The sequence below is a fragment of the Streptomyces sp. MGP-BFMKR1 genome (assembly GCF_057766585.1).
On the sequence record NZ_CM173408.1, the window covers coordinates 2,814,146 to 2,836,874 of the forward strand.

General features: G+C 76.3%; 11 protein-coding genes. 4 read left to right on the forward strand and 7 right to left on the reverse strand.

The window, feature by feature from the left end; genetic code table 11:
• Positions 1-131: 131 nt before the first annotated feature.
• The 5 genes from nudC to AC3CHW_RS10405 all read right to left on the reverse strand — a co-directional run bounded on the left by nudC (position 132) and on the right by AC3CHW_RS10405 (position 12,214).
• Positions 132-1,064 carry an NAD(+) diphosphatase gene (gene nudC, locus AC3CHW_RS10385; RefSeq protein ID WP_459250232.1) on the reverse strand — a complete coding sequence of 311 codons (933 nt, stop codon included), beginning with the start codon at positions 1,062-1,064 and terminating at the stop codon, positions 132-134.
• A 254-nt stretch (positions 1,065-1,318) separates the two neighbouring features.
• A complete protein-coding gene (locus AC3CHW_RS10390; protein WP_488470246.1) occupies positions 1,319-2,728 on the reverse strand; it encodes a dipeptidase in 1,410 nt (469 codons plus the stop codon).
• A 164-nt stretch (positions 2,729-2,892) separates the two neighbouring features.
• Positions 2,893-6,834, reverse strand: coding sequence for an ATP-dependent helicase (locus tag AC3CHW_RS10395; RefSeq protein ID WP_488470247.1), 3,942 nt, complete (start codon positions 6,832-6,834; stop codon positions 2,893-2,895).
• Positions 6,835-7,184: 350 nt separating this feature from the next.
• Positions 7,185-10,931, reverse strand: a complete 3,747-nt coding sequence (locus AC3CHW_RS10400) for an ATP-dependent helicase (RefSeq protein ID WP_488470248.1) — start codon at positions 10,929-10,931, stop codon at positions 7,185-7,187.
• 773 nt (positions 10,932-11,704) lie between these two features.
• Complete coding sequence (locus AC3CHW_RS10405; protein WP_488470249.1) at positions 11,705-12,214, reverse strand: MGMT family protein; 510 nt, start codon at positions 12,212-12,214, stop codon at positions 11,705-11,707.
• Positions 12,215-12,405: 191 nt separating this feature from the next.
• Between AC3CHW_RS10405 and AC3CHW_RS10410 the strand changes: the two genes are divergently transcribed.
• Positions 12,406-15,225, forward strand: a complete 2,820-nt coding sequence (locus AC3CHW_RS10410) for a lysylphosphatidylglycerol synthase transmembrane domain-containing protein (RefSeq protein WP_488470250.1) — start codon at positions 12,406-12,408, stop codon at positions 15,223-15,225.
• A 55-nt stretch (positions 15,226-15,280) separates the two neighbouring features.
• Here the strand turns inward: AC3CHW_RS10410 and AC3CHW_RS10415 are convergent, their stop codons facing one another.
• The gene (locus AC3CHW_RS10415) at positions 15,281-16,189 is read right to left on the reverse strand and encodes an NmrA family NAD(P)-binding protein (RefSeq protein ID WP_488470251.1); all 909 of its coding nucleotides are present in this window, start codon (positions 16,187-16,189) and stop codon (positions 15,281-15,283) included.
• Between the two features lie 102 nt (positions 16,190-16,291).
• Here AC3CHW_RS10415 and AC3CHW_RS10420 point away from each other — a divergent pair, with 102 nt between their 5' ends.
• The 3 genes from AC3CHW_RS10420 (at position 16,292) to AC3CHW_RS10430 (ending at position 20,389) form a co-directional block, all read left to right on the forward strand.
• Positions 16,292-16,852, forward strand: a complete 561-nt coding sequence (locus AC3CHW_RS10420; protein ID WP_488470252.1) for a TetR/AcrR family transcriptional regulator — start codon at positions 16,292-16,294, stop codon at positions 16,850-16,852.
• Between the two features lie 330 nt (positions 16,853-17,182).
• The gene (locus AC3CHW_RS10425; RefSeq protein ID WP_488470253.1) at positions 17,183-18,715 is read left to right on the forward strand and encodes an alpha/beta hydrolase; all 1,533 of its coding nucleotides are present in this window, start codon (positions 17,183-17,185) and stop codon (positions 18,713-18,715) included.
• 69 nt (positions 18,716-18,784) lie between these two features.
• Positions 18,785-20,389, forward strand: coding sequence for an alpha/beta hydrolase (locus tag AC3CHW_RS10430; RefSeq protein WP_488470254.1), 1,605 nt, complete (start codon positions 18,785-18,787; stop codon positions 20,387-20,389).
• Here the strand turns inward: AC3CHW_RS10430 and AC3CHW_RS10435 are convergent.
• Complete coding sequence (locus AC3CHW_RS10435) at positions 20,386-22,608, reverse strand: HelD family protein (RefSeq protein ID WP_488471017.1); 2,223 nt, start codon at positions 22,606-22,608, stop codon at positions 20,386-20,388. The genes AC3CHW_RS10430 and AC3CHW_RS10435 overlap by 4 nt on opposite strands.
• Positions 22,609-22,729 lie beyond the last annotated feature (121 nt).

The following is a 22,729-nucleotide window of genomic DNA, read 5'->3' on the forward strand; positions in this document are numbered from 1 at the left end:
CGGAGTGCCGGCGCGCGTGCCCGGATCGCCGGGGTGCCCCCACGGGGGTGCCCCGGCGATCTGCGTTCAGCGCGGCGGAAGAGGCCCGGGCCGGCCGGAACGGCCGGCCGGAGCGGCCGGTCAGCAGCAGGTCAGGGGGTGAGCGGCTTGCCGTACCAGAGTTCGATCAGGCGGCCGGCGATGGAGATGCCGTACGGCGGGAGCATCTCGCCCGACTCGTAGGCCGCGCGCAGCTCGTCGCGGGAGAACCAGCGGGCCTCGTGGATCTCCTCGCCGTCCACCTGGATCTGTGAGGTGGTGGCGCGGGCCATGAAGCCGAGCATCAGGCTGGACGGGAAGGGCCAGGGCTGGCTGCCGACGTACTCGACGTCGCCGACCGTGACGCCGACCTCCTCCGCCACCTCGCGGACGACGGCCTGCTCGATGGACTCGCCCGGTTCGACGAAGCCGGCCAGCGTGGAGAAGCGGCCCTCGGGCCAGTGCACCTGGCGGCCGAGGAGCGCGCGGTCCTGGTCGTCGGTGACCAGCATGATCACCGCGGGGTCGGTGCGCGGGTAGTGCTCGGCGCCGCAGGCCGGGCAGCGGCGGATGTGGCCGGCCGCGGCGATGACGGTCCGCTCGCCGCAGCGCGAACAGAAGCGGTGCAGCCGCTGCCAGTTCTCCAGCGCGACGGCGTGCACCAGAAGACCCGCGTCCCGCTCGGAGAGGAGCGCGCCCGCCTCGCGCAGCCCGGCCGGGCGCGCCGACTGGTCGATGCGGCCGGGCAGGGCGTCCTTCTGGAGCGCGAAGTAGCGCACGCCGTCGGCGTCGGTGCCCAGGAAGTAGCGGTGGGTCTCGGTGACGGGGGCCTCGAAGGCCGGGGTCATCACCAGCTCCGTGCGGCCGTCGGGGGTGTCGTCCACCAGGGCCTGGCCACCGGAGACCACGAAGACACGGGTGGTGGGGTGGCTCCAGGCGGCGGCCAGCCACGCCTCGTCCAGCCGGTGGTGGGCCGCGCGGTCCACGCCGCTCGGGGTCGTGAGCGGGATCGAGTGGCCGTTGGTTCGTTCGGTCCAGGTGGTCACGTTACTTCCAACTCCCCCTATGTGAACGGTTCATGGCTGTGCTCTCTTCCCGGCTCGGCGAAACGTTCTGGCGCGGCGGGCGCGCGCGGCCCGGGCCGCCCCGGCCCCGGCCCACACCGGCCGCGCGCCCGGCCCTGGCCGGGCCCCGGTCCCGGCCCGGCCGCGCGGCCCGCGCGCGTGCCGTGGCCCCGCGCGCCGGGCGGCGCCCCCGGCCCCGCCGGGCCCCGCGCCCCGTGCGACCGGGCGCCGGCCCGCTACCCGGCCACCGGCACCTTCCAGTGTTCGGCGAGGTCGGCCCAGAGGTACGCGGCGCTCTCGACGCCCTTCATCAGGAGGTCGAGTTCGACCTTCTCGTTCGGGGCGTGCCAGCCGTCGGACGGCACCGAGATGCCCAGGAACAGCACGGGCGCGCCCAGCACGTCGCGCAGGTCGGCCGCCGGGCCCGAGCCGCCCTCGCGGGTGAAGCGCACGGGCTTGTCGAAGGCGCGGCCCATGGCCCGTACGACCGAGCGCAGCGCCGGGTGGTCGAGCGGGGTCAGGCAGGGGCGGGTCGCGCCCCAGAAGGTGATCTCGTGCCGGATGCCGGCGGGCAGCCGCTTCGCCACCCACTCCCGCACCGCCTGCTGGATCTTCTCCGCGTCCTGCCCCTCCACCAGCCGGAAGGACAGCTTGAGCTGGGCGCTGGCGGGGACGATGGTCTTGCCGCCCGGCCCCTGGTAGCCGCCGCCGATGCCGTTGACCTCGGCGGTCGGCCGGGCCCAGACGCGTTCCAGGGTGGTGAAACCGGTCTCGCCGAGGGTGGCGTGCGAGTGCGCCGTGCGCAGCCACCGCGCCTCGTCGAACGGCAGCTCGGCGAAGAGTTCACGCTCGCGGTCGGTCAGCTCCACCACTCCGTCGTAGAAGCCGGGGATCGCCACCCGCAGGTCCGCGTCGTGCAGCCCCGCGGCGAGCCGGGCGGCCTCCATGGCCGGGTTGGGCACGGCGCCGCCGAAGGAACCGGAGTGGATGTCCTGGTCAGGCCCGTACAGATCGATCTGGCAGTCGGCCAGGCCGCGCATCCCGGTGCAGACCGTCGGGGTGTCGGCGGACCACATGCCGGTGTCGGAGACGATCACCGCGTCGCAGCGCAGCCGGTCGGCGCGGGAGCGGATGAGGTCGGGGAAGTGCGGCGACCCGGACTCCTCCTCGCCCTCGATGAGCAGCTTGAGGTTGACGGCGGGCGCGGTGCGGCCGGTCGCGGCGAGGTGCGCGCGGACGCCGAGCGTGTGGAAGAGCACCTGACCCTTGTCGTCGGCCGCGCCCCGCGCGTACAGCTTGCCGTCGTGGAACCGCGGCTCGAACGGCTCGCTGTGCCAGCCGTCCTCCAGCGCGGCGGGCTGGACGTCGTGGTGGCCGTAGACCAGCACGGTGGGCGCCTCGGGGTCCCCGGACGGCCACTCGGCGAAGACGGCGGGAGCGCCCTCGGTCTCCCAGACCTCCGCCGTCACGAAACCCGTGGCCAGCAGCTTGTCCACCAGCCACTGGGCGCTGCGCCGGACGTCGCCGGCGCGGCCGGGGTCGGCCGATACGGAGGGGATGCGCAGCCATGCGGCGAGGTCGTCGAGGAACGCGGCACGGTGGGCTTCGACATAGGCGCGGACAGCGTCGTCCGGGGTGGTGCTCATGATGACGAGCCTATCCGCCCCGGACGACCCGTCTCGCCACGGTTCCGGGCCCCCGCGCGCGGCCCTGCTCACCCTCCGCGCCCGCCCGTTTCCGCCCCGTTTCGTCCCCCGGTGGCTCGCTCCCGGCGGCCGGTGGCTCCGCGCGTGCCGGCCGTGACCGGCGGTCACGCGTCGGGGCGCGGGCCGCGGGGCGGGGTGGGCTCGTCGCCGAGCAGGACGCGTTCGATCTCGGCCCGGCCGGGGAGCGGGTGCGGCCGGACGATGTCGCCGGTGCGGACGTAGAGGAAGGTGGCCGTGACGGCGGACAGCGGCAGGCCGTGCTGTTCGGCCCAGGCCAGCCGGTAGACGGCGAGCTGGAGCGGGTCGGCGTCCTGCGCCCGGTTCGTCTTCCAGTCGACGATCTCGTACGTGTACGGGTGCGCTGCCGCGTCGTGCGGTGCCTCGTCGCGAGCGGGCTCGTCGTGCGGGGGCTCGTCGCGCGGGGGCTCGTCGGGCGCGACCGGCTCGGGGGTGGCGTCGGTGCCGGTCCGTGGGGCGGCGGGGGCGCGGTAGCGGTAGACCGCGTCGATCCGGCCGCGGACCACTCGGCCGGCGAGCGTGAGCTGGAACGGCGCCTCGACGCGGTACGGCGTGCGCCGGGCGTACGGGGTGCGGTTGAACGCCTCCTTGAGCGCCTCCAGGTCTCCCCCGTCGTCGTCCGGTTCGCCGTACTCGTCCGCGCCCGGCAGGTCGTCCGGGCCGAGCAGGGGCAGCGGCAGGGCCTCGAACCGCGACTCGACCCAGGCGTGGAAGCGGGTGCCCCGGCGCGCCGCGCGCCGGGGCGGGCGCGGCATGGGGCGGGCCAGCTCGCGGGCGAAGCCGTCCGGGTCGGCGGCGAGCCGGAGCAGTTGGGTGGCGCTCAGCGCGCTGGGGACCAGCACGTCGCGCACGGTCGCGCGGGCCCGGCGCAGTTCACCGGCGAGCGCGTCGAGGTCCCGGTCCCAGGACGCGGCGAGCCGGGCCTCCTCTGGCGACAGCCGCTCGCCCACCGGCTCCCCGGGCCGGCCGGCGGCTGTGTTGTCGTACGGGTCGGCGTCATACGGATCGGCGTCGTACGGATCGGCGGGGGCGGCCGGCGCGTCCGCGCCCCGGCCCGGCGCCGGGGCCTGGGCGGCGGGGTGCCGCGCGTCGTGGCCGGACGGGGCCTCCGGGGCGGGGCCGGGGGCCGCCTCAGCGTGCGTCGGGGCGGCCTGTCGTACGAGGTGGGCGCGGACGGCGTCGGCCGCGCGGCGGCGGCGGGCCAGCGCCGTCGGGTCGAGCGGCAGCGGCCAGGTCCGGTCGGCGCGCGCCGTCGGGTCCTGGTCGTGGTCCGGGTCCGGGTCGCGCAGCGCCGGGTTCTCCTCGCCCGGCTCCGGCGCGGGCGCCCAGGACTCGATCTCGCCGTCGCCCGCCTCGCAGTGCTCCCGCAGCGCCTCCAGGAAGGCGGACGGGCCGCGCGGCTTCTTCTGCGACGGGCCCCACCAGTGGCCGGAGCCGAGCAGCAGGGAGCGGGGGCGGGTGAAGGTCACGTAGCCGAGGCGCAGTTCCTCGGTGCGCTGGTGCTCCTTCATCGCGGCCTTGAACGCGTTCAGCCCCCTGGCGTCCCAGCTCCCCACCGTGGGCAGGGTGTCGGCGTCGCCGCGCAGCGCGTGCGGCAGCACCCTGGCACTGGCCGTCCAGGACTCGCGGGACTGCTCGCTCGGGAACGTCTTCGTCACCAGGCCCGGCACCGCGACCACGTCCCACTCCAGCCCCTTGGACTTGTGCGCGGTGAGCACCTTCACGGTGTTCTCGCCGCCCGGGAGCGCGTTGTCCAGGCCCTTCTCGTACTGGGCCGCCGTGCGGAGGAAGCCGAGGAACGCCAGCAGCGTGGGCTCGCCCTCCAGCGCGGACGCGCCGCCCTGGCGGGTGGCGAACCCGGCGGCGACGTCCAGGAAGTTGCCGAGCGTCTCGCGGCGCCGGGCGGCCAGCGCGTGCGGCGACGCGGACAGCTCCACCTCAAGGCCGGTCACCGCGAGGATGCGGTGCAGCACGTCCATGAGCGGGTCGCCGAGGGAGCGGCGCAGCTCGCGCAGTTCGGTGGCGAGCCGGGCGAAGCGGACGCGGGCCTGCGGCGAGAACGGCAGGTCGTGCGCCGCGTCGGCCGGCGCCCGGTCCGGGCCCGGGTCCTGGCTGTGACCCGGGTCCTGGGTGTGGCCCGGGTCCTGGGTTCGGGCATCGTCGTGGCCGTGGCCCTGATGGTGGTCGTGGCCCTGGTCGGGGTGGGCCGTGGCCGGGGTGTCGAGGACGAAGGTGTCGAGGGCGTCGGCCAGCGAGATGGCCTCGGCCGGGTCCACGCCCTCGACGGCCTCGGCCAGCCGGCGGTCGGCGTCCTGGTCCGGGCTCTCGTGGTCGCGCCGTACGAGAGCGCGCGCGCGGCGGCCGAGCAGCGCCAGGTCGCGCGCCCCGATGCGCCAGCGCGGGCCGGTGAGCAGCCGCACCAGGGCCGCGTTGGCCGTCGGGTCCTGGAGCACCTCGCACACGGCGACCAGGTCGGCGACCTCGGGCAGGTGCAGCAGCCCGGACAGGCCCACCACCTCGACCGGCACGTCCCGGCTCACCAGCGCGGACTGGATCTCGGCGAAGTCCACGGCCGTACGGCACAGCACCGCGATCTCCCCCGGTTCGGTGCCCGTACGCACCAGGTGGGCTATGGAGTCCGCGAGCCAGGCCATCTCGTCGGCGTGCGTGGGCAACAGCGCGCAGCGCACCAGCCCGTCGCGCTCGGCGCCGGGCGCCGGGCGCAGCGCCTCCACGCCCGCGTGCCGGGCGCGCAACGGCGCGGCCAGCCGGTTGGCGAGCGCGAGCAGCCGGCCGCCGCTGCGTCGGTTCTCGCTGAGCGCGAACCGCTCGGCCGGGCCGCCCCGTACGGCGGCGGGTTCGGTGACGGGGGCGGGAGCGTTGATGGGCGAAGACGGGCCGTCCGCGTGTGCGGGGCGGGTGGCCGCGCGGGGGAAGTGCTCAGGGAAGTCGTCCAGGTTGGCCACGGAGGCGCCGCGCCAGCCGTAGATCGCCTGGCAGGGGTCGCCCACGGCGGTCACGGCGTGCCCCACGCCCTCGCCGACTCCCCCCGCGCCCGGCGTGCCGTCGCCCGGCGACGTCCGCTCACCCGGCGCCCGCTCACCGGGCGGCGCCTGCTCGCCCGCGCCGAACAGGCTCGACAGCAGGAGCCGCTGGGCCACCGACGTGTCCTGGTACTCGTCGAGGAGGACGACGGCGAACTCCGCGCGCAGCGCCCGGCCGACCTCCGGGTGGTGGCGCGCCAGGGTCGCCGACAGGGCGATCTGGTCGCCGAAGTCGAGCAGGTCGAGGCGGCGCTTCTCGGCGCGGTAGCGGCCGACGAGGTCGAGCAGTTCGAGCCGGGCCCGGGCCGCGTCGGGCACCTTGCGCAGGTCGTCGTTGCTGAGCTTGACGGCGTCGAGGGCGGCGAGCAGCTCCGTGTCGTACTCCCGAAGTCGCTCGACCGGGACCAGGTGCTCGGCCAGTTCGCCGTCCAGCGCGAGCAGGTCGGTCACCAGGTCGGCGAAGGAGCGGGTGAGCGCCGGATAGGGGCCGGGCGCGGTGCGCAGCACGCGGGCGGCGAGCTGGAACCGGGTGGCGTCGGCGAGCAGCCGCGCGCCGGGCTCGACCCCGATCCGCAACCCGTGGTCCTTCAGCAACTGCCCCGCGAACGCGTGGTACGTGGAGATCCGCGGCTCACCCGGAACCTCGTCCTCCGCGCCGGCCTGACTCACGGGCCCGGCCGGGGCTCCCCCGGCGCCGCCCGGCTCGCCGACGCCGGCCCGCAGCAGCGCCCTGCGCACCCGCTCGGCCAGCTCGCCGGCCGCCTTGTTGGTGAAGGTCAGCCCCAGCACCTGCTCCGGCGCGACCTGGCCGGTGCCGACCAGCCAGACCACGCGCGCGGCCATCACCGTCGTCTTGCCGGACCCGGCACCGGCCACGATCACCTGGGGAGCCAGCGGCGCGGTGATACAGGCCAACTGCTCCGGAGTGAACGGGATGCCGAGCAACTCCTTGAGCTGCTCGGGGTCGGTGAGGTGTGCTGACACCCCAGTGAGGCTAATGCCCCGCACTGACAGACCCCGCCGTCGCGCACCCCGCGCGGAACCGGCCGCCGCCCCGCTCCGCCCCCGCATCGGCCGGCCCCACGAGCGCGCCCCCGCCCAGCGCTCGGGCGGCCTGCCGCGCCCCACCCTCACCCCGGCGCACCGACCCCCGCGCCGCGCGCCCGGGCGCCGCCGGAGTGACCAGAACCACCCTCAGTGCCCGGGCCAGGGCCAGAGCCGTACGCCCGCGCCGAACCAGAGCGCCCGCCCGCGCCGAGGAGACGCACGCCCGCGCCGAACCAGGGCCGCACCCACCCCCCGGGGGCCGCGCGCCAGGGCGTACCGTCGCGCGGTCACTCGACCACGTGGCGGCCCTCCGGGCGGGCGCCGCAGGAGGCGCGGAAGGCGCAGCGGTTGCAGTGCTCGCCGGTGGTCGGGGCGAAGCGTTCGTCGAGGACGCGGCCCGCCGCCGTGGCGAGCAGTTCGCCCACCCAGTCCCCGGCGCCGTCGCCCGCCGGGTCGGTCGGCGCGGCCGGCGCCGGGAGCGACTCCTGTGCCTGCACCTTCGGCAGCGCGTCGCCGCCCTCCTTGCGGGGCGCGGCCTGGCGCAACTGGACCAGTTCCGCGCCGCCGGGCTCCGGGCGGGCGCCGTCGAACAGGTCGTCCACCGCGCCCGCGCGCACCGCGAGCTGGTAGACGGCGAGCTGCGGGTGGTGGGCCACGGCGTCGCGGGTGACGGTCTGCTTGCCGGTCTTGAAGTCCACCACGTACGCGCGGCCCTCCGCGTCCGTCTCCACCCGGTCCATGGAGCCGCGGATGCGTACCTGGTACGCCGCCACGTCGAGGGTCACGTCGAAGGCGTGCTCGCTGCCGACGACGGTGCGCCCGCCGCGCTCCATCACGTGCCAGCGCAGGAAGCGTTCCAGCGCGGCGCGCGCGTTCTCCTTCTCCTGCCGCGACTTCCACGGGGCGTCGAAGGCGAGCGCGTCCCACACCGAGTCGAGCCGTTCCATCAGCACCGCGAGGTCGGCTGGGGTGCGGCCGGAGGCCACCTCGTCCGCGAGTACGTGCACGACGTTGCCGAAGCCCTGCGCCGCGGTGGACGGCGGCTCCGCCTTCACCTCCCGACCCAGGAACCACTGGAGGGAACAGGTGTTGACCAACTGGTCGAGCGCGCTGCCCGACAGGGTCACCGGCGCGTCCCGGTCGCGCAGCGGCACCTCGGCGCGCGTGCGCTCCTCCAAGCCCCACCAGCGGTACGGGTGCGCCGCGGGCACCAGCGGGTGGCCCTCCTCGTCGCGCAGCGCCGCGAGCCGGGCCAGCCGCTGGGCGGCGGCGTCCCGCAGCGCCTCGGACGCGGTCGGATCGACGGTCGTGGCGCGCAACTCCGCGACGAGCGCGGACACCGACAGCGGGCGGCGCGGGCGGTGCAGCACGTCCACCGGCTCCACGCCCAGCTCGGTCAGGAACCGCGACGGCTGGTCACCGTCGTCGGCGGGGGCCCGCACGGCGGTCACCACCAGCCGCTCGCTGGCCCGCGTCGCGGCCACGTAGAACAGCCGCCGCTCCTCGGCCAGCAGCGCGCCCGGCGGCATCGGCTCGGCGATGCCGTCCCGGCCGATCCGGTCCGCCTCCAGGAGCGAACCCCGGCGCCGCAGGTCGGGCCACAGGCCCTCCTGTACGCCCGCGACGACCACCAGGCGCCACCGCAGGCCCTTGGAGCGGTGCGCGGTCAGCAGCCGCACGGCGTCGGGGCGCACCGCGCGGCGGGTCAGGGTGTCGGCGGCGATGTCCTGGGCGTCCAGCTCTTCGAGGAAGTTGAGCGCGCCCCGGCCGCCGGTGCGCTCCTCCGCGCGCGCGGCCGTCTCGAACAGGGCGCACACCGCGTCCAGGTCCCGGTCCGCGTTGCGCCCCGCGGCCCCGCCGCGCCAGGCGGCGCGCTCCAGGCGCTGCGGCCACGGCGTGCCGTCCCACAGGCACCACAGCGCCTCCTCCGCGGTGCCGCCGCCGGCGAGCAGCTCGCGCGCCTTGCGCAGCAGCAGACCGAGCCGCTGCGCGCCCCGCGCGTACGCCGGGTCGTGCGCCACGAGGCGCTCCGGCTCGGCCAGCGCCTCGGCGATCAGCACGTCGGACGGGCGGGGCACGGCGCGCCCCGCGGCCCGTTCCTCGTCGCGCAGCGCCCGGCCGAGGCGGCGCAGGTCGGCCGCGTCCATGCCGCCCAGCGGCGAGCCGAGCAGCGTGAGCGCGGTCTCCACGGAGAGCCAGCCGGTGCCGGGGGTTGTCTCCGGGGCCTCGGACTCGGGGTCGGGGTCGGGGTCGGACTCGGAGTCGGGGTCGGCTTCGGGGGCGGCGCCGGTGCGCGCGGGGGGCGTCGGCTCCCCACCCGAACGGGCCTCGCCCGGCTCGGACACCGGCTCCGGCGCCGGTGCGGGCGCCTGTGCGGGCGCCGGGCGTTGGCGCGGCAGGTGCGGGCCCTGGCCGGGGCGCTGGGCCAGGACCGCCGTCGCCGCCGCGCGCAACGCGGTGAGCAGCGGCGCGACGGCCGGTTCGGTGCGCAGCGGGATGTCGTCGCCGTCGACCTCCACCGGCACCCCGGCGGTGGTCAGCGCGCGCCGCACGCCCGGCAGCCCCCGCGCGCCGGCGCGCACGAGCACGGCCATCTCGCTCCACGGCACCCCGTCCTCCAGGTGCGCGCGGCGCAGGATGTCGGCGACGTTGTCCAGCTCGGCGTTGGCGGTGGGGTAGGTGTACGCCTCCACCCGGCCGCCGTCCCTGGCGGCCGTCAGCCCCCGGTGGGCGCGGGCGACGGCGGCCGGCAGCCGGGACAGCGGCATCCGGGCGGCCAGCGCCCTGGTCGCGGCCAGCAGTCGCTCGCGCGTCTGGTGGCAGGTGGCGAGCACGGCGACGTCGGCGGGCCGCCCGTCGGGGCGCGGGAAGGTGGCCGGGAAGTCGAGGATGCCGCCGACGTCCGCACCGCGGAAGGCGTAGATCGACTGGTCGGGGTCGCCGAACACGACCAGCGCGGTGCCGCCCGCCGTGCCCTTCGCCGCGTTCTCCCCGGCGCGGCGCGGCGCACCGCCCCTCTCGCCACCGCGCGGTCCGCCCCGCACACCGCCCCGGGCGGCGTGGCCGCGGGCGACCACGCCGCCGGCCAGCGCGCGCAGCAGCCGCACCTGGGCGACGTCCGTGTCCTGGTACTCGTCCACGTAGATCGCGTCGTAGGTGCCCGCCAGTTCGGTCGCCACCTCGGGCCGCTCGGCCAGCAGCACGGCGCGGTGCACCAGTTCCGCGTAGTCGAGCACGCCCTGCGCGTCGAGGACGTCCAGGTACTCGGCGAGGAAGTCGGCGGCGGCGCCCCAGTCGGGCCGGCCGGTGCGGGCGGCGAACGCGCCGAGGGCCTTGGGCCCCAGGCCCAGTTCGCGGCTGCGGGCCAGCACCGCCCGCACCTCGTCGGCGAAGCCGCGGGTGGTCAGGCAGGCGCGCAGCTCGTCGGGCCAGCGCACCGCGGCCCGGCCCGCGCCCTCCAGCTCGGCCTGGCCGGCCAGCAGGTCGCGCACCACCACGTCCTGCTCGGGGCCGGACAGCAGGCGCAGCGGGTCGGCGAACAGGTCGGCGTCCTGGTGGGCGCGGACCAGCGCGTAACAGAACGAGTGGAAGGTCGTCGCCCACGGCACCGCCACGCCGCCCACGCGCACGGCGAGGCGGTCGCGCAGGGCCACCGCCGCCTTCCGGCTGAAGGTCAGCACGAGGATGCGCTCCGGGTCGGTGCCCCGGCGTACGCGGGCGGCCACGGCCTCCACGAGCGTGGTCGTCTTCCCGGTACCGGGCCCCGCCAGCACGAGCAACGGCCCGCCCGCGTGGTCAACCACGGCGCGCTGCCGGGCGTCCAGCACAGGAGGGGTGGCCGCCCCGGGCGGCGTCCGCACCAGTCGGTAGCCGCCGGGGCTGGACGCGCCGGGCGGCTCGAACGGTCCGGGGGCGTACGGCGCGTACCCGCGGGTCGCGGTGGCGGCGGGCGCCCCGGGCGCCGCGCCGGCCGACCGGGTCGCGGCGGGGGGCGCCGGCGCCTCGTGGGCGGGGTGCGGGGCGGGTGAGTCCATGGGCGACCCCGACCGCGGCCCCGGGGACGAGCGTCGCGCTGGCGACGCCGGCCCGCGCCGGGGATGGGACGAGGAGGAGGAGCTCACGTGGATCGCCGGTCCTGGTGGTTGTGCTGGGTGCCTTGCGGCCGTACGACGGATGGGGTCATGCCGGGTCGGGTCGCCGCCCGGGTGGGCCGGGCCCCGGCCCGACCGCGCCCGGCCCCGGTCGGGGCACGCCGCGTGCTGGCCGGGGCGCGTCGGGCGGGGGCCGGGTGGTGAGGGCCGCCCCAGACGCTACGCCAGTGCCCGCGCGGGGCGCAGCGCCCGGCGTGCGGCGCGACCTCGCCCCGCGGCCTCCCGGCGTCCACCCGCCCGTCACGCGCGGGACGCCTGACCCGCCGGTCACGCGCCGCCCGTCGGCCCGACGCGGGGCGGCTGACCGGGCCACACCGCGCGCCGCCGGCCGGGCCCCCGGGCCCGCCGCGCCGACCGCCGGGCCCGCGCCACGGGCCGCGCCCGCGGGTGACGGAAGTGACGAACGTGACGCAACCGACACCACCGCGAGCTCCGCCGTCACGGGAACGCGCACGGTCGCGGTCGCGGGCGCGGCTGCCCCGCGCGCGCTCGCGGCGCCGCTCGGGCGGGGCGGGCCGGGCGCACCGGTGCCGGGCTTGCGGGCCCTTGTCACGGACTCGCCCACGATGCCGCGTACGGGCACGCCGCCCGATGCCCCGGGCCGGTGGCGGCGCACGCCGCGCGCCGTGGGTGGCGCCGGCCTCGCCCCGGAGTTCTCACGCCTGGTCGCCGGAGGATGGCGGATTGCCGTCCCAGCGGGCCCGGCGCATGTCGAGGCGGGGCAGCGCGCCACCGGAGCGCGCCGCTCCGCGGCCCCGACCAGCGCCGCGACGGGCCGCGCCCGGCCCGTCGGGCTGCTCGGCGTCGGGGGCGGGCCTGGCGCGCGCCGCCTCGCGCAGCGGCGTGCCCTCCGCCCGGTACTGCGCCAGCGCGCGCCGCTCGTGGCCCGGCAGCAGCGCGCCGTCCGCGCGCACCACGCGCCACCACGGCACCGCCGACCCGTACAGCGCCATCACGCGGCCGACCTGGCGCGGGCCGCCCACGCCACGGCCGCCGCCACCGGGCACCGGCGGCGCCTGCGGGTCCAGCTCCTCGGCCAGCCACTCGGCGACGTCGCCGTAGGTCATCACCCGGCCGGGCGGGATCCGCTCCGCGACCGCCAACACCCGTTCGGCGTAGTCGGGGAGCTCGTCCGGTTCGGTTCGTTCCTCGCTCTCGCGGCTCATCCGCCTCATCCTGCCGCACCCCACCGACAGCCGACCCCCGGTATCACGCACTGTGCACGGTCGTGCTACGGGGCGTACGATCCGTATCTCGCGACCTCGAAGTACCCCCTGATGCCGTCCCCGGCCCAGCGGCCATGCCACCATCTTCCGGGCGGTGACAGGTGATACGAGATCAAGAAGAGACGACTGAGATGCAGGGTGCGCAGCCTCCGGAAGAGGACAGCGCCCCCGCCGCGCTGCCTCGCCCCGACGACTCCGACGACGCCGACACGGCCGAGAACCCCGACCGCGAGCGCTCCACGGGGGCGTCCGCCGCCGCCGAAGGCGCCCACCCCGACCAGTCCGCCCCCGACGCGGCGGCGCCCGCCGGCGCGCACCGCTGCGAGGACGGCGACCGGCACGCGGACCAGGTGTCCGGCGACGAACCGCTGCTGCCCGCCCGCGTGCACCGCCCCTCCGACCTGGTCAAGCTGGTGCTCGGGGTGCTCGGCATCGCGCTCGTGCTGGCCGCCGCCGCCTTCGCCCACGGCACCACCGCGGGCCTGGAGAAGGACATCGGCAAGGGCGCCCGGCAGGCGCCCGACCTGCTGATCGAGTTCGCCGGCCTGGCGTCGAGCGTCGCCGTGCTCATCCTCCCCGTGGCCTTCGCCATGGAGCGGCTGATCAAACGCGACGGGCTGCGGATCGCCGACGGCGTGCTCGCCGCCGTACTCGCCCACGGCGTGTCGCTGGCCACCGACCTGTGGGTGGCCCGCTCGGCCCCCGACTCGGTGCGCGAGACGCTGACGCAGCAGTCCCCGGGCGGCGCGTTCTCCGACCCCGTGCACGGCTACCTCGCCCCCGTCATCGCGTACATGACGGCCGTCGGCATGGCCCGCCGGCCGCGCTGGCGCGTGGCCATGTGGGTGGTGCTGTTCCTCGACGCCTTCGCCGTCCTCGTCGGCCGCTACACGACGCCCTTCTCCATCCTGGTCACGGTCCTGATCGGCTGGACCGTCGCGTACGGGACGCTGTACGCGGTCGGCTCGCCCAACGTGCGGCCCACCGGGCAGCACCTGCTGCTCGGCCTGCGCCGGGTCGGGTTCAGCCCGGTCAGCGCGCTGCGCTGGGACGAGGGCGCCAGCGGCGAGCAGCCGTCCAACACCGACCGGGGCCGCCGCTACCTGGTCACCCTGGAGGACGGCCCACCGCTCGACGTCACCGTCGTGGACCGCGAACAACAGGCCCAGGGCTTCTTCTACCGCACCTGGCAACGGCTCGCGCTGCGCTCCATCACCCAGCGCCGCGGCCTCCAGTCGCTGCGCCAGGCCCTCGAACAGGAGGCGCTGCTCGCGTACGCGGCCATCGCCGCCGGGGCCAACGCGCCCAAGCTCATCGCCACCTCCGAACTCGGGCCCGACGCGGTGATGCTGGTCTACGAGCACACCGGGGGCCGGACCCTCAACGCGCTGCCCGACGAGCGGATCACCGACGAGCTGCTGGAGGGCGCCTGGCGCCAGGTGCGGGCGCTCCAGTCGCGGCGGATCGCGCACCGCAGGCTGGAGGGCGACGCCATCCTGGTGGATCGTTCCGGCCGGGTGATCGTCTCCGACCTGCGCGGCGGCGAGATCGCCGCCGGCGACGTGGTGCTGCGGATGGACATCGCGCAGTTGCTCACCACCCTCGCGCTGCGGGTCGGCGCCGAGCGGTCGGTGGCCGCCGCGGTCGACGTCATCGGCCCGGACGCCGTCGCCGACAGCCTGCCGCTGCTCCAGCCGCTGGCCCTCAACCGCGTCACCCGGGCCACCCTGCGCCACCTCGGGCGCGAGCGAGCCAACCGCGAGCGCGAGGCCGTACTCGCCGCGGCCCGCACCGAGAAGGAGGCGCGCGAGGCGGAGGCCGCCGCGCTCCGGGAGCAGGTCGACGCCCAGCCGCTGGACCGCAGGGCGCGCAAGGCGCTCAAGGCGGAGAAGCACGCCGAGAAGCAGGCCGAGAAGCGCGCCATCGACGAGGCGCTCGAAGAGGCCCGCGAGGAGGACCTGCTCTCGCAGATCCGGCAGCAGGTGCTACTGGTGCGCCCGCAGGCGCCGATAGAGCCGGTCCGGCTGGAACGCATCAAGCCGCGCACCCTGGTCAGCTTCTGCGCGGGCGCCTTCGCCGCGTACTTCCTGCTCTCCCAGTTCACCCACATCAAGCTGGGCCAGGTGGTCGGCGAGGCGAACTGGGCGTGGGTGGCGATCGCCCTGTTCTTCTCCGGCCTGACCTACGTCTGCGCGGCGATCAGCCTGCTCGGCTTCGTGCCGGAGAAGGTGCCGTTCGGGCGCACCGTGTTGGCGCAGGTCGCGGCGTCGTTCGCGAAGCTGGTCGCCCCGGCGGCCGTCGGCGGCGTGGCCCTGAACACGCGCTTCCTGCAACGCGCCGGGGTGCGCCCCGGGCAGGCGGTCGCCAGCGTCGGCGCCTCGCAGCTCTTCGGCCTCGCCAGCCACGTGATCCTGCTCGGCACCTTCGGCTACATCACCGGCACCGAGCGCACCCCGACCCTCTCGCCGTCCCGTACGGTCATCGCCGGGCTGCTGACGGCGGCGGTGCTCGCGCTGGTGGTGACGGCCGTTCCGGCGCTGCGCAGGTTCGTCTCCACGCGGGTGCGGTCGCTGTTCGCCGGGGTCGTCCCGCGCATGCTGGACCTGCTCCAGCGCCCGCAGAAGCTGTTCGCCGGCGTCGGCGGGATGCTGCTGCTCACGGCCGCGTTCGTGATGTGCCTGGACTCCTCGATCCGGGCGTTCGACGGCGACCTCAGCTACGCGAGCATCGCCGTCGTCTTCCTCGCCGGCAACGCCCTGGGCTCCGCGGCGCCCACCCCCGGCGGCGTCGGCGCGGTCGAGGCGGCGCTCATCGCCGGCCTGACCTTCGCCGGCCTCCCGTACGACACGGCGGCCCCCGCGGTCCTGCTGTTCCGGCTGATGACCTTCTGGCTGCCGGTCCTCCCCGGCTGGCTCTCCTTCTCCTACCTGACCCGCAAGGAAGCCCTGTAGGCGACGGCGTGCCCCCGGCCGCGCACGCCGCCGGCCGGGGGCGTGGCCGCGCGCGTCAGGCCGCGGGGCGCAGGTGCTCGTGCGCCCACGCGTCGAGGGTGGTCAGGGGGATGCCCAGTGCCCGGGCGAACTCCGGGCGCGCGGGCTGCGGGTGGTCGTTGAGGATGGCCTGTCCGAACCCGGTGTCGGGCATCCCGGCCCCGGTCGCCTCCTCCTCGGTCATGTCGGGCGCCGCCAACTCGACGCCGAGGCGCCGGGAGAGGACCCGGGCGATCTCCGCCATCGTGCGCCGGTCGCTGGCCAGCTCCAGTTCGACCCCGGCGAACCGTTCCGGCGCGGCCACGGCCGCGGCGGCTGCCGCGCCGATGTCCGCGACCGCGACCAGGGCCACCCGGGTCGCGGGCCGCAGCAGGGTCACGAGGCCGCCCTCGGCCCCGTGGGGGAAGAGCATCCCCGCGGCCGGGAGCAGGTTCTCCATGAAGAAGCAGGGCTTGACGAGCGTCCAGTGCGCGAAGCCCGCCGCGCGCACCCGGTCCTGGATGCCGGCCTTGGCCGAGTAGTAGGGCTCCATCCAGGCCCAGCGGCCCGCCAGCCAGGCGGCGTGCTGGCCGGCCCCGGAGACGGAGGTGTGCACGAACTGCGGCACGCCCGCGGCCCGCGCGCCCTCGATCAGGTTGACCGCGTGCTCCACCTCGCCGGCGAAGCCGCGCCCGGCCAGGTCGGGCAGTTGGACGGAGAAGACGGCGCGGGCTCCCTCGGCTGCCCTGGCCACCGAGTCGCGGTCGCCGAGGTCGCCGGTGACGAGTTCGGCGCCGAGCGCCCGGACGGCCCGCGCCCGCTCGCTCGCGGGGTCGCGGACCAGCGCTCGGACGGGGACGCCGGCGGCCAGCAGGGCGCGGGCGGTGGCGCCGCCCTGTCGGCCCGTGGTGCCGGTGACCAGGACGGGGGTGGGATCAGCGGACATGACGCTCCTCGGTAAGGGCAACAGTTAAATGGCGGGGCCCGCCATTTATGCTTCGGTACGATACGGAGGGCCCCACCACTTAGCAATCTCGGAGATGACGCCATGACCGGCCAGCGCGCGGACGCCCGGCGCAACTACGCGCGGATCCTCGCCGTGGCCGAGCAGGAGGTCGCCGCGCACGGCGCCGACGCCTCCCTGGAGCGGATCGCGCGCATCGCGGGGGTCGGCTCGGCCACCGTGCGCCGGCACTTCCCCGGCCGGCGCGCGCTGTTGGAGGCCGTGTTCGGCGAGCGGATCGCGGCCCTGGGGGCCCGGGCAGCGGAGCTGGCCGAGGCGGCCGACGCGCGGGCCGCGCTGCTTGAGTGGCTGAGCGCGCTCACGACGTACGCGGCCTCCGCCCGGGGCCTGGCCGACGCGCTGGTCCAGGACGGGCTGACCGGCCCGGAGCAGGTGGAGGACTGCTCGGCCAAGCTCGCCACGGCGGTCGAGCCGCTGGTGCGGCGGGCCGTCGCGGCCGGCGCCCTGGCGGCGGACGTGACGGCGGCCGACCTGCTCACGCTCGTCACGGGCATCGCCCTGGCCACCGAACACCACCCCGACCCGGTCGCCGAGGCGCGGCGGCTGCTCGACCTCGTGGTGGCCGGGGTCAGCCCCGCGCGCTGACGCCGGGCCCGCCGCGCTCGGCCCCGCGCCCCGGCCGCCGGGGCGCCCCGTCCGCTCGCCCCGCCACCCCGCTCACCCGTCCGGCGCGCTGTGCGGGCAGCGGCCGGCGCCAGTGCGGACGATGGGCAACAGCCGCACCGCCGCCCGGTGCGCCCACGCGAGAGGACGGCCATGCCCCGAGCGACCCGACCGGGCCCCCGCAGCGCACCCGCCGGGGCCGCGCGGCCGGCGCCCGCGACGGCGCGGCACCGGCGCGGCGGCCGGCTCGCGGGCCGGGCGGAGCGTGCGGAGCGACAGGGTCAGGCGGGGCGGACGGGCCGGGTAAGCCCGGTGAGCCCGGTGAGCTGGTCGGGCCACGGCCGGTCGGCCTGGCCCCTGGCCCTGGCCCTGCTCCTGGTCAGCGGGGCTCTCGCCGGCTGCGGGGACGACGGGGGCGACGCGCGGCCGACGTCCCTGGCGCGGCAGAAGCTCACCTGGGGGCGGTGCCCGGAGCCGGACGAGGGCGAGGAGGGCGCGGGCACCCCGGCCCCTGGCCCGCCCTGGGAGTGCGCCACGCTGCGCGCGCCGCTGGACCACGCCAAGCCGCGCGGCGAGACCATCGACATCGCCCTCATCCGCGCCCCGGCCACCGACCGCGCGCGCCGGATCGGCTCGCTGATCTACAACTTCGGCGGCCCCGGCGGCTCCGGCGTCAACGGCCTGCCGGCCTTCGCCGACGACTACCGCGACCTGCGCACCCGCTACGACCTGGTCAGCTTCGACCCGCGCGGGGTCGGCCGCAGCAGCGGGGTGCGCTGCCTGAGCGACGAGGACCTGGACGCGTACCACGCCGCCGACACCACCCCGGACGACGCCCGCGAGACCCGCGCCCTCGACGCCCGCAAGCGCGAGTACGCCGCGGGCTGCCAGAAGCGCTCCGGGAAGGTGCTCGCGCACGTCGGCACCGTCAACGCGGCCCGCGACCTCGACCTGATGCGGCGCGTGCTCGGCGACGCCAGGCTGCACTACTTCGGCGTCTCGTACGGCACCGAACTCGGCGGCGTCTACGCCCACCTGTACCCGCGCCGGGTCGGCCGGGCCGTGTTCGACGCCGTCGTGGACCCGGGCCAGGACCCGGTGCGCGGCGCCCTGGGGCAGGCCAGGGGGTTCCAGCGGGCGTTGGAGAACTACCTGCGCGCCTGCCCCGCCGACGCGGACGACTGCCTGACCGGCGAGGAGATCACCGCGCTGCTCCGGCGGCTCGACCGGAAGGCGCTGCCCGGCGCCGGCGGCCGGTCGCTGACCCAGTCGCTGGCCAGCGACGGCATCGCGCAGGCGCTGTACACCAAGGACTTCTGGGAGTACCTCACGCAGGGGTTGCGCGACGCGGCCGACGGGGACGGCAAGGTGCTGCTCGCCCTCGGCGACCTGATGAACGGGCGCGGTGAACAGGGCCACTACAGCACCCTGCAGTCCGCCCTGACCGCCATCACCTGCGCCGACTACCGACAGCGCTACACGGCGGCGGACGTGCGGGCGCGGCTGCCGGAGTTCCGCAGGGCGTCCCCGGTCTTCGGGGAGTACCTGGCCTGGGGCCTGCTCCAGTGCCGGCACTGGCCCACGGCCGGCGCCTGGCGCACCCCGGACGTGCGCGCCCCCGGTGCCGCCCCGATCCTGGTCGTCGGCACCACCGGCGACCCGGCGACGCCGTACGAGGGGGCCCGGCGGATGGCCCGCGCGCTGGGCCCGGGCGTGGGCGTCGAGGTGACGTACCAGGGCGAGGGGCACGGCGCGTACGGCGGTGGCAACCGGTGCGTGCGGCGGACCGTGGACGCGTACCTGCTGGCGGGGACGGTGCCGGCCAGCGGGACGACGTGCTCGTGAGGTGCGGGGGACGGCGTGGCGGCACGGGGACGTCAGCGGCGCGTGGAGGGGCGCTTAGGATCGCTTTCCATGTCACGCCATATACGGAGCACGGCCCTGACCTCAGCCGCTCTCATGATCGTGGTGGGCGCCACGGTGGCCGGGTGCGGGGGCGGTGACGAGGGGGCGAGCGGTGACCGGCGCGAGTCCCCCACCGCCACGCCGTTGCCCCGCGTACCGGTCGACCCCGACCTGCCGGAACACCTCACCGGGCAGCAGGTGAAGTGGGAGGCGTGCGCGGCGCCGACGGTGCTCCAGGGCGGGGGCGAGAAACCCGGCGACGCCTGGCAGTGCGGCACGCTCAGGGCCCCGCTGGACTACGCCAAGCCGCGGGGCGAGACCATCGACCTCGCCCTCATCCGCAAGCCGGCCACCGAGGCCGACCGGCGCATCGGCTCGCTCGTCTTCAACTTCGGCGGCCCCGGCGGCTCCGGGGTCGCCACCCTGCCCGACTTCGCCGAGGACTACGCGCGCCTGGGCGAGCGCTACGACCTGGTGAGCTTCGACCCGCGCGGGGTCGGCGAGAGCGCCGGCGTCACCTGCACCAACGACGCGGAGCGGGACGCGTCGGCCGAGGTGGACGGCACGCCCGACGACGCCGCGGAGCTGGAGCGGGGCCTGGCCGACTCGCGCGCGTACGCGGCGGCCTGTCAGCGCGCGTCGGGCAAGGTGCTGGCGCACGTGGACACCGAGAACGCCGCCCGCGACCTGGACCTGATGCGGCAGGTGCTGCGCGACCGCAAGCTGCACTACTTCGGCATCTCCTACGGCACCGAACTCGGCGGCACCTACGCCCACCTGTTCCCGAAGAACGTCGGCCGGGCCGTGCTCGACGCGGTCGTCGACCCGACCAGCGACACCAGGGGAGGTGCGCTCGCCCACGCGCGGGGCTTCCAACGCGCCCTGGACAACTACCTGAAGGACTGCGCCGGCAAGGGCGCGAAGTGCCCGGTGGGCGACGACCCGGCCGAGGGGCGCGAGCTGATCGCGGCGCTGCTCGGGGCGTTGGACGAGGAGCCGCTGCCGACCGACGACGGCGACCGCGTGCTCACCGAGAGCCAGGCCCTCGGCGGCATCGCCACCGCGCTGTACAGCGAGGAGAGCTGGAAGTACCTCTCGCTCGGCCTCCAGGAGGCCATCGAGACGGAGCGGGGCACGATACTGCTGGCGCTGGCCGACTCCATGGCGGGCCGCGACGACAGTGGCCGCTACGACAACGGCCAGCCCGCCAACTCCGCCATCACCTGCCGGGACACCCGCCAGCGCTTCACCCCGGAGCAGGTACGCGCCGAGCTGCCGGCCTTCCGTGAGGTCTCCCCGATCTTCGGCGAGTTCATGGCCTGGGGCATGCTCGGCTGCACCGACTGGCCGGTGCCGGGGCTGCGCGAACACCCCGAGGTCAGCGCCCCGGGCGCGGCCCCGATCCTGGTCATCGGCACCACCGGCGACCCGGCGACGCCGTACGAGGGCGCGCGCACCATGGCCCGCGAACTCGGCGAGGGCGTCGGCGTCGAGCTGACGTACCGCGGCGAGGGCCACGGGGCGTACAACAGCGGCGACGACTGCACGGTGCGCGCCGTGAACGACTACCTCATCGACGGCACCGTGCCGCCGAGCGGCACCACCTGCGGCTAGCTCCCGACCGCCGCCAGCCCACCCAGCGCCGCGGGCAGTTCGCCCGTGTGCAGCACCCCGAGGCGCTGGGTGGCGCGGGTCAGCGCCACGTAGAGGTCGCTGACCGGGTACCCGGCCGGCTCCACGACGAGGACCGTGTCGAACTCCAGGCCCTTGGCCTGCCGCGGGCCGAGCAGCACCACCTCGCGGGTCAGGTCGGGCGTGGGCCCGTGGCCCACGTCCGGCAGCTCCGCGAGCAGCCCGGCGTGCAGCTCGGCCGGGGCGATCACCGCGACCCGGCCGCCGTCCCGGGCCACCGCCGCCTGGCGCGCGACGGCCACGGCCAGCTCCGCCGGCTCGGCGCGCAGCGCCCAGGGCCGCACCCCGGTGGAGCGCACCGAGCCCGGCGCCCGGAACGCGGGGTCGTGCGCCCGCAGGAACGCGGCGGCCACCTCCATGATCTCGGCGGGCGTGCGGTAGTTGACGCCCAGCCGCACGTGCTCCCAGCGGTCGCCCACGTACGGCGTGAGGATGCGCTCCCAGGAGCCGAGCCCCGCGGCGTCCGCGGTCTGGGCCGGGTCGCCGACCAGCGTCATGGAACGCGTCGGCACCCGCCGCATCAGCAGCCGCCAGGCCATCGCCGACAACTCCTGCGCCTCGTCCACGACGATGTGGCCGAACGCCCAGGTCCGGTCGGCCGCCGCGCGCTCGGCCGCGCTGCGGTGGTCGGCCTCCTCGTGCCGCTCGGCCATCCGCTCGGCGTCGATGATGTCGTGCGCCGCGAGCACCTCGGACTCCTCGTCCTCGAACTCGTACGTCTCCGAGCCCGCCGACAGCTCCAACACGCCCTGCGCGTACGCGATCCGCTCCTGGCGCGCGGCCTCGGCCGCGACGCGGGCCGCGCTGTCGTCCTCGCCGAGCAGTTCGGCCGCCTCGTCCAGCAGGGGCACGTCGGCCTCGGTCCAGGCCCCGCCCGCGCGTCGGATCAGCGCGGCCGAGGTCTCGTCCAGGTGGGTCGGCTCGGCCAGGAAGTCGGCGACGAACTCCTGCGGGGTGAGCCGCGGCCACAGCTCGTCGATGGCCGCGTGCACCTCGTGGCTCGTCGCGATCTCCTTGCCCATCTGCGCCAGGTCGTCGGGCCCGAGCAGGTTGGGCCCGCCGAACGGGTCGGCGCCGATCCGCTCGGCCAGTTGCGCGGTGAGCGCGTCGATGACGTGGAAGGCGAAGGTGGGCCGGGCCAGGTTGTGCGGCAGTCCGCTCTCGCGGGCCCGCCAGCGCGCGTCCTCGGCCATGGCCCGGTCCAACTGGAGCGTCCCGTACCCCTCGTGGTCGATCTCCCGGGCCCGCTCCGGCACGGTCTGCCGCTCCCGCAACGCCTTGGCCAGCACGTCGGCCATCGTGGCCCGCCCCTTGACCTCGGCGGCGGCCGGGCTGTCGGTGCCGGTGGCGCGCACGCCTGGGAAGAGTTCGCCCAGGGTGGCCAGCAGCACGCCGGTCTCGCCGAGCGAGGGCAACACGTCGCCGATGTAGCTGAGGAAGGCCGGGTTCGGCCCGACGATCAGCACGGCGCGGCGGGCCAGCAGCTCGCGGTGCTCGTACAGCAGGTACGCCGCCCGGTGCAGCGCGACGACGGTCTTGCCGGTGCCGGGGCCGCCCTCGACGACCAGGACGCCCTGGTGCGGCGCCCGGATGATGCGGTCCTGCTCGGCCTGGATGGTGCGGACGATGTCGTGCATCCGCCCGGTGCGCGCCGCGTCCAGCGCGGCCAACAGCACCTCGTCGGCGTCGGTGCCCTCGTGGCCGGTACGGGTCGGGTCCGCCAGGTCCATCAGCTCGTCGTGCAGCGCGGTGACGGTGCGCCCCTCGGTGCTGATGTGCCGCCGGCGCCGCAGGCCCATCGGGGAATGCCCGGTGGCCAGATAGAAGGGCCGCGCGACATCCGCCCGCCAGTCGATTACCAGGGGCGTACGGGACGCGTCGTCCCGGCGAATTCCGATGCGCCCGATGTGATGACTCTGGCCGTCCCGGAAGTCAAGGCGACCGAAACAGAGCCCGTTCTCCCCCGCATTGATCGCACTGAGCAGCCCGGCCTGCTCCGCCACCTGCACATCCCGCTCAAGCCTGGCCTGGAAACCGTTCCCCACCTGCACGAGCGCGGCCCGCATCGCCTCCTCGGCCTGCTCCCTGAGCTGATCGAGCCGGGCATAGAGGCCGGTGATGAATTGCTGTTCCTGCCGCATTTCCTCGGTTGACAATTCCACTCCCGACGCGTTAAGCTTCCCGCAGATGACTTGATTCCGTGTTTTCTTCCAACGAAGACACGAAGGATCAAATATACGCAGAGATAAGCCCCGGATGTCA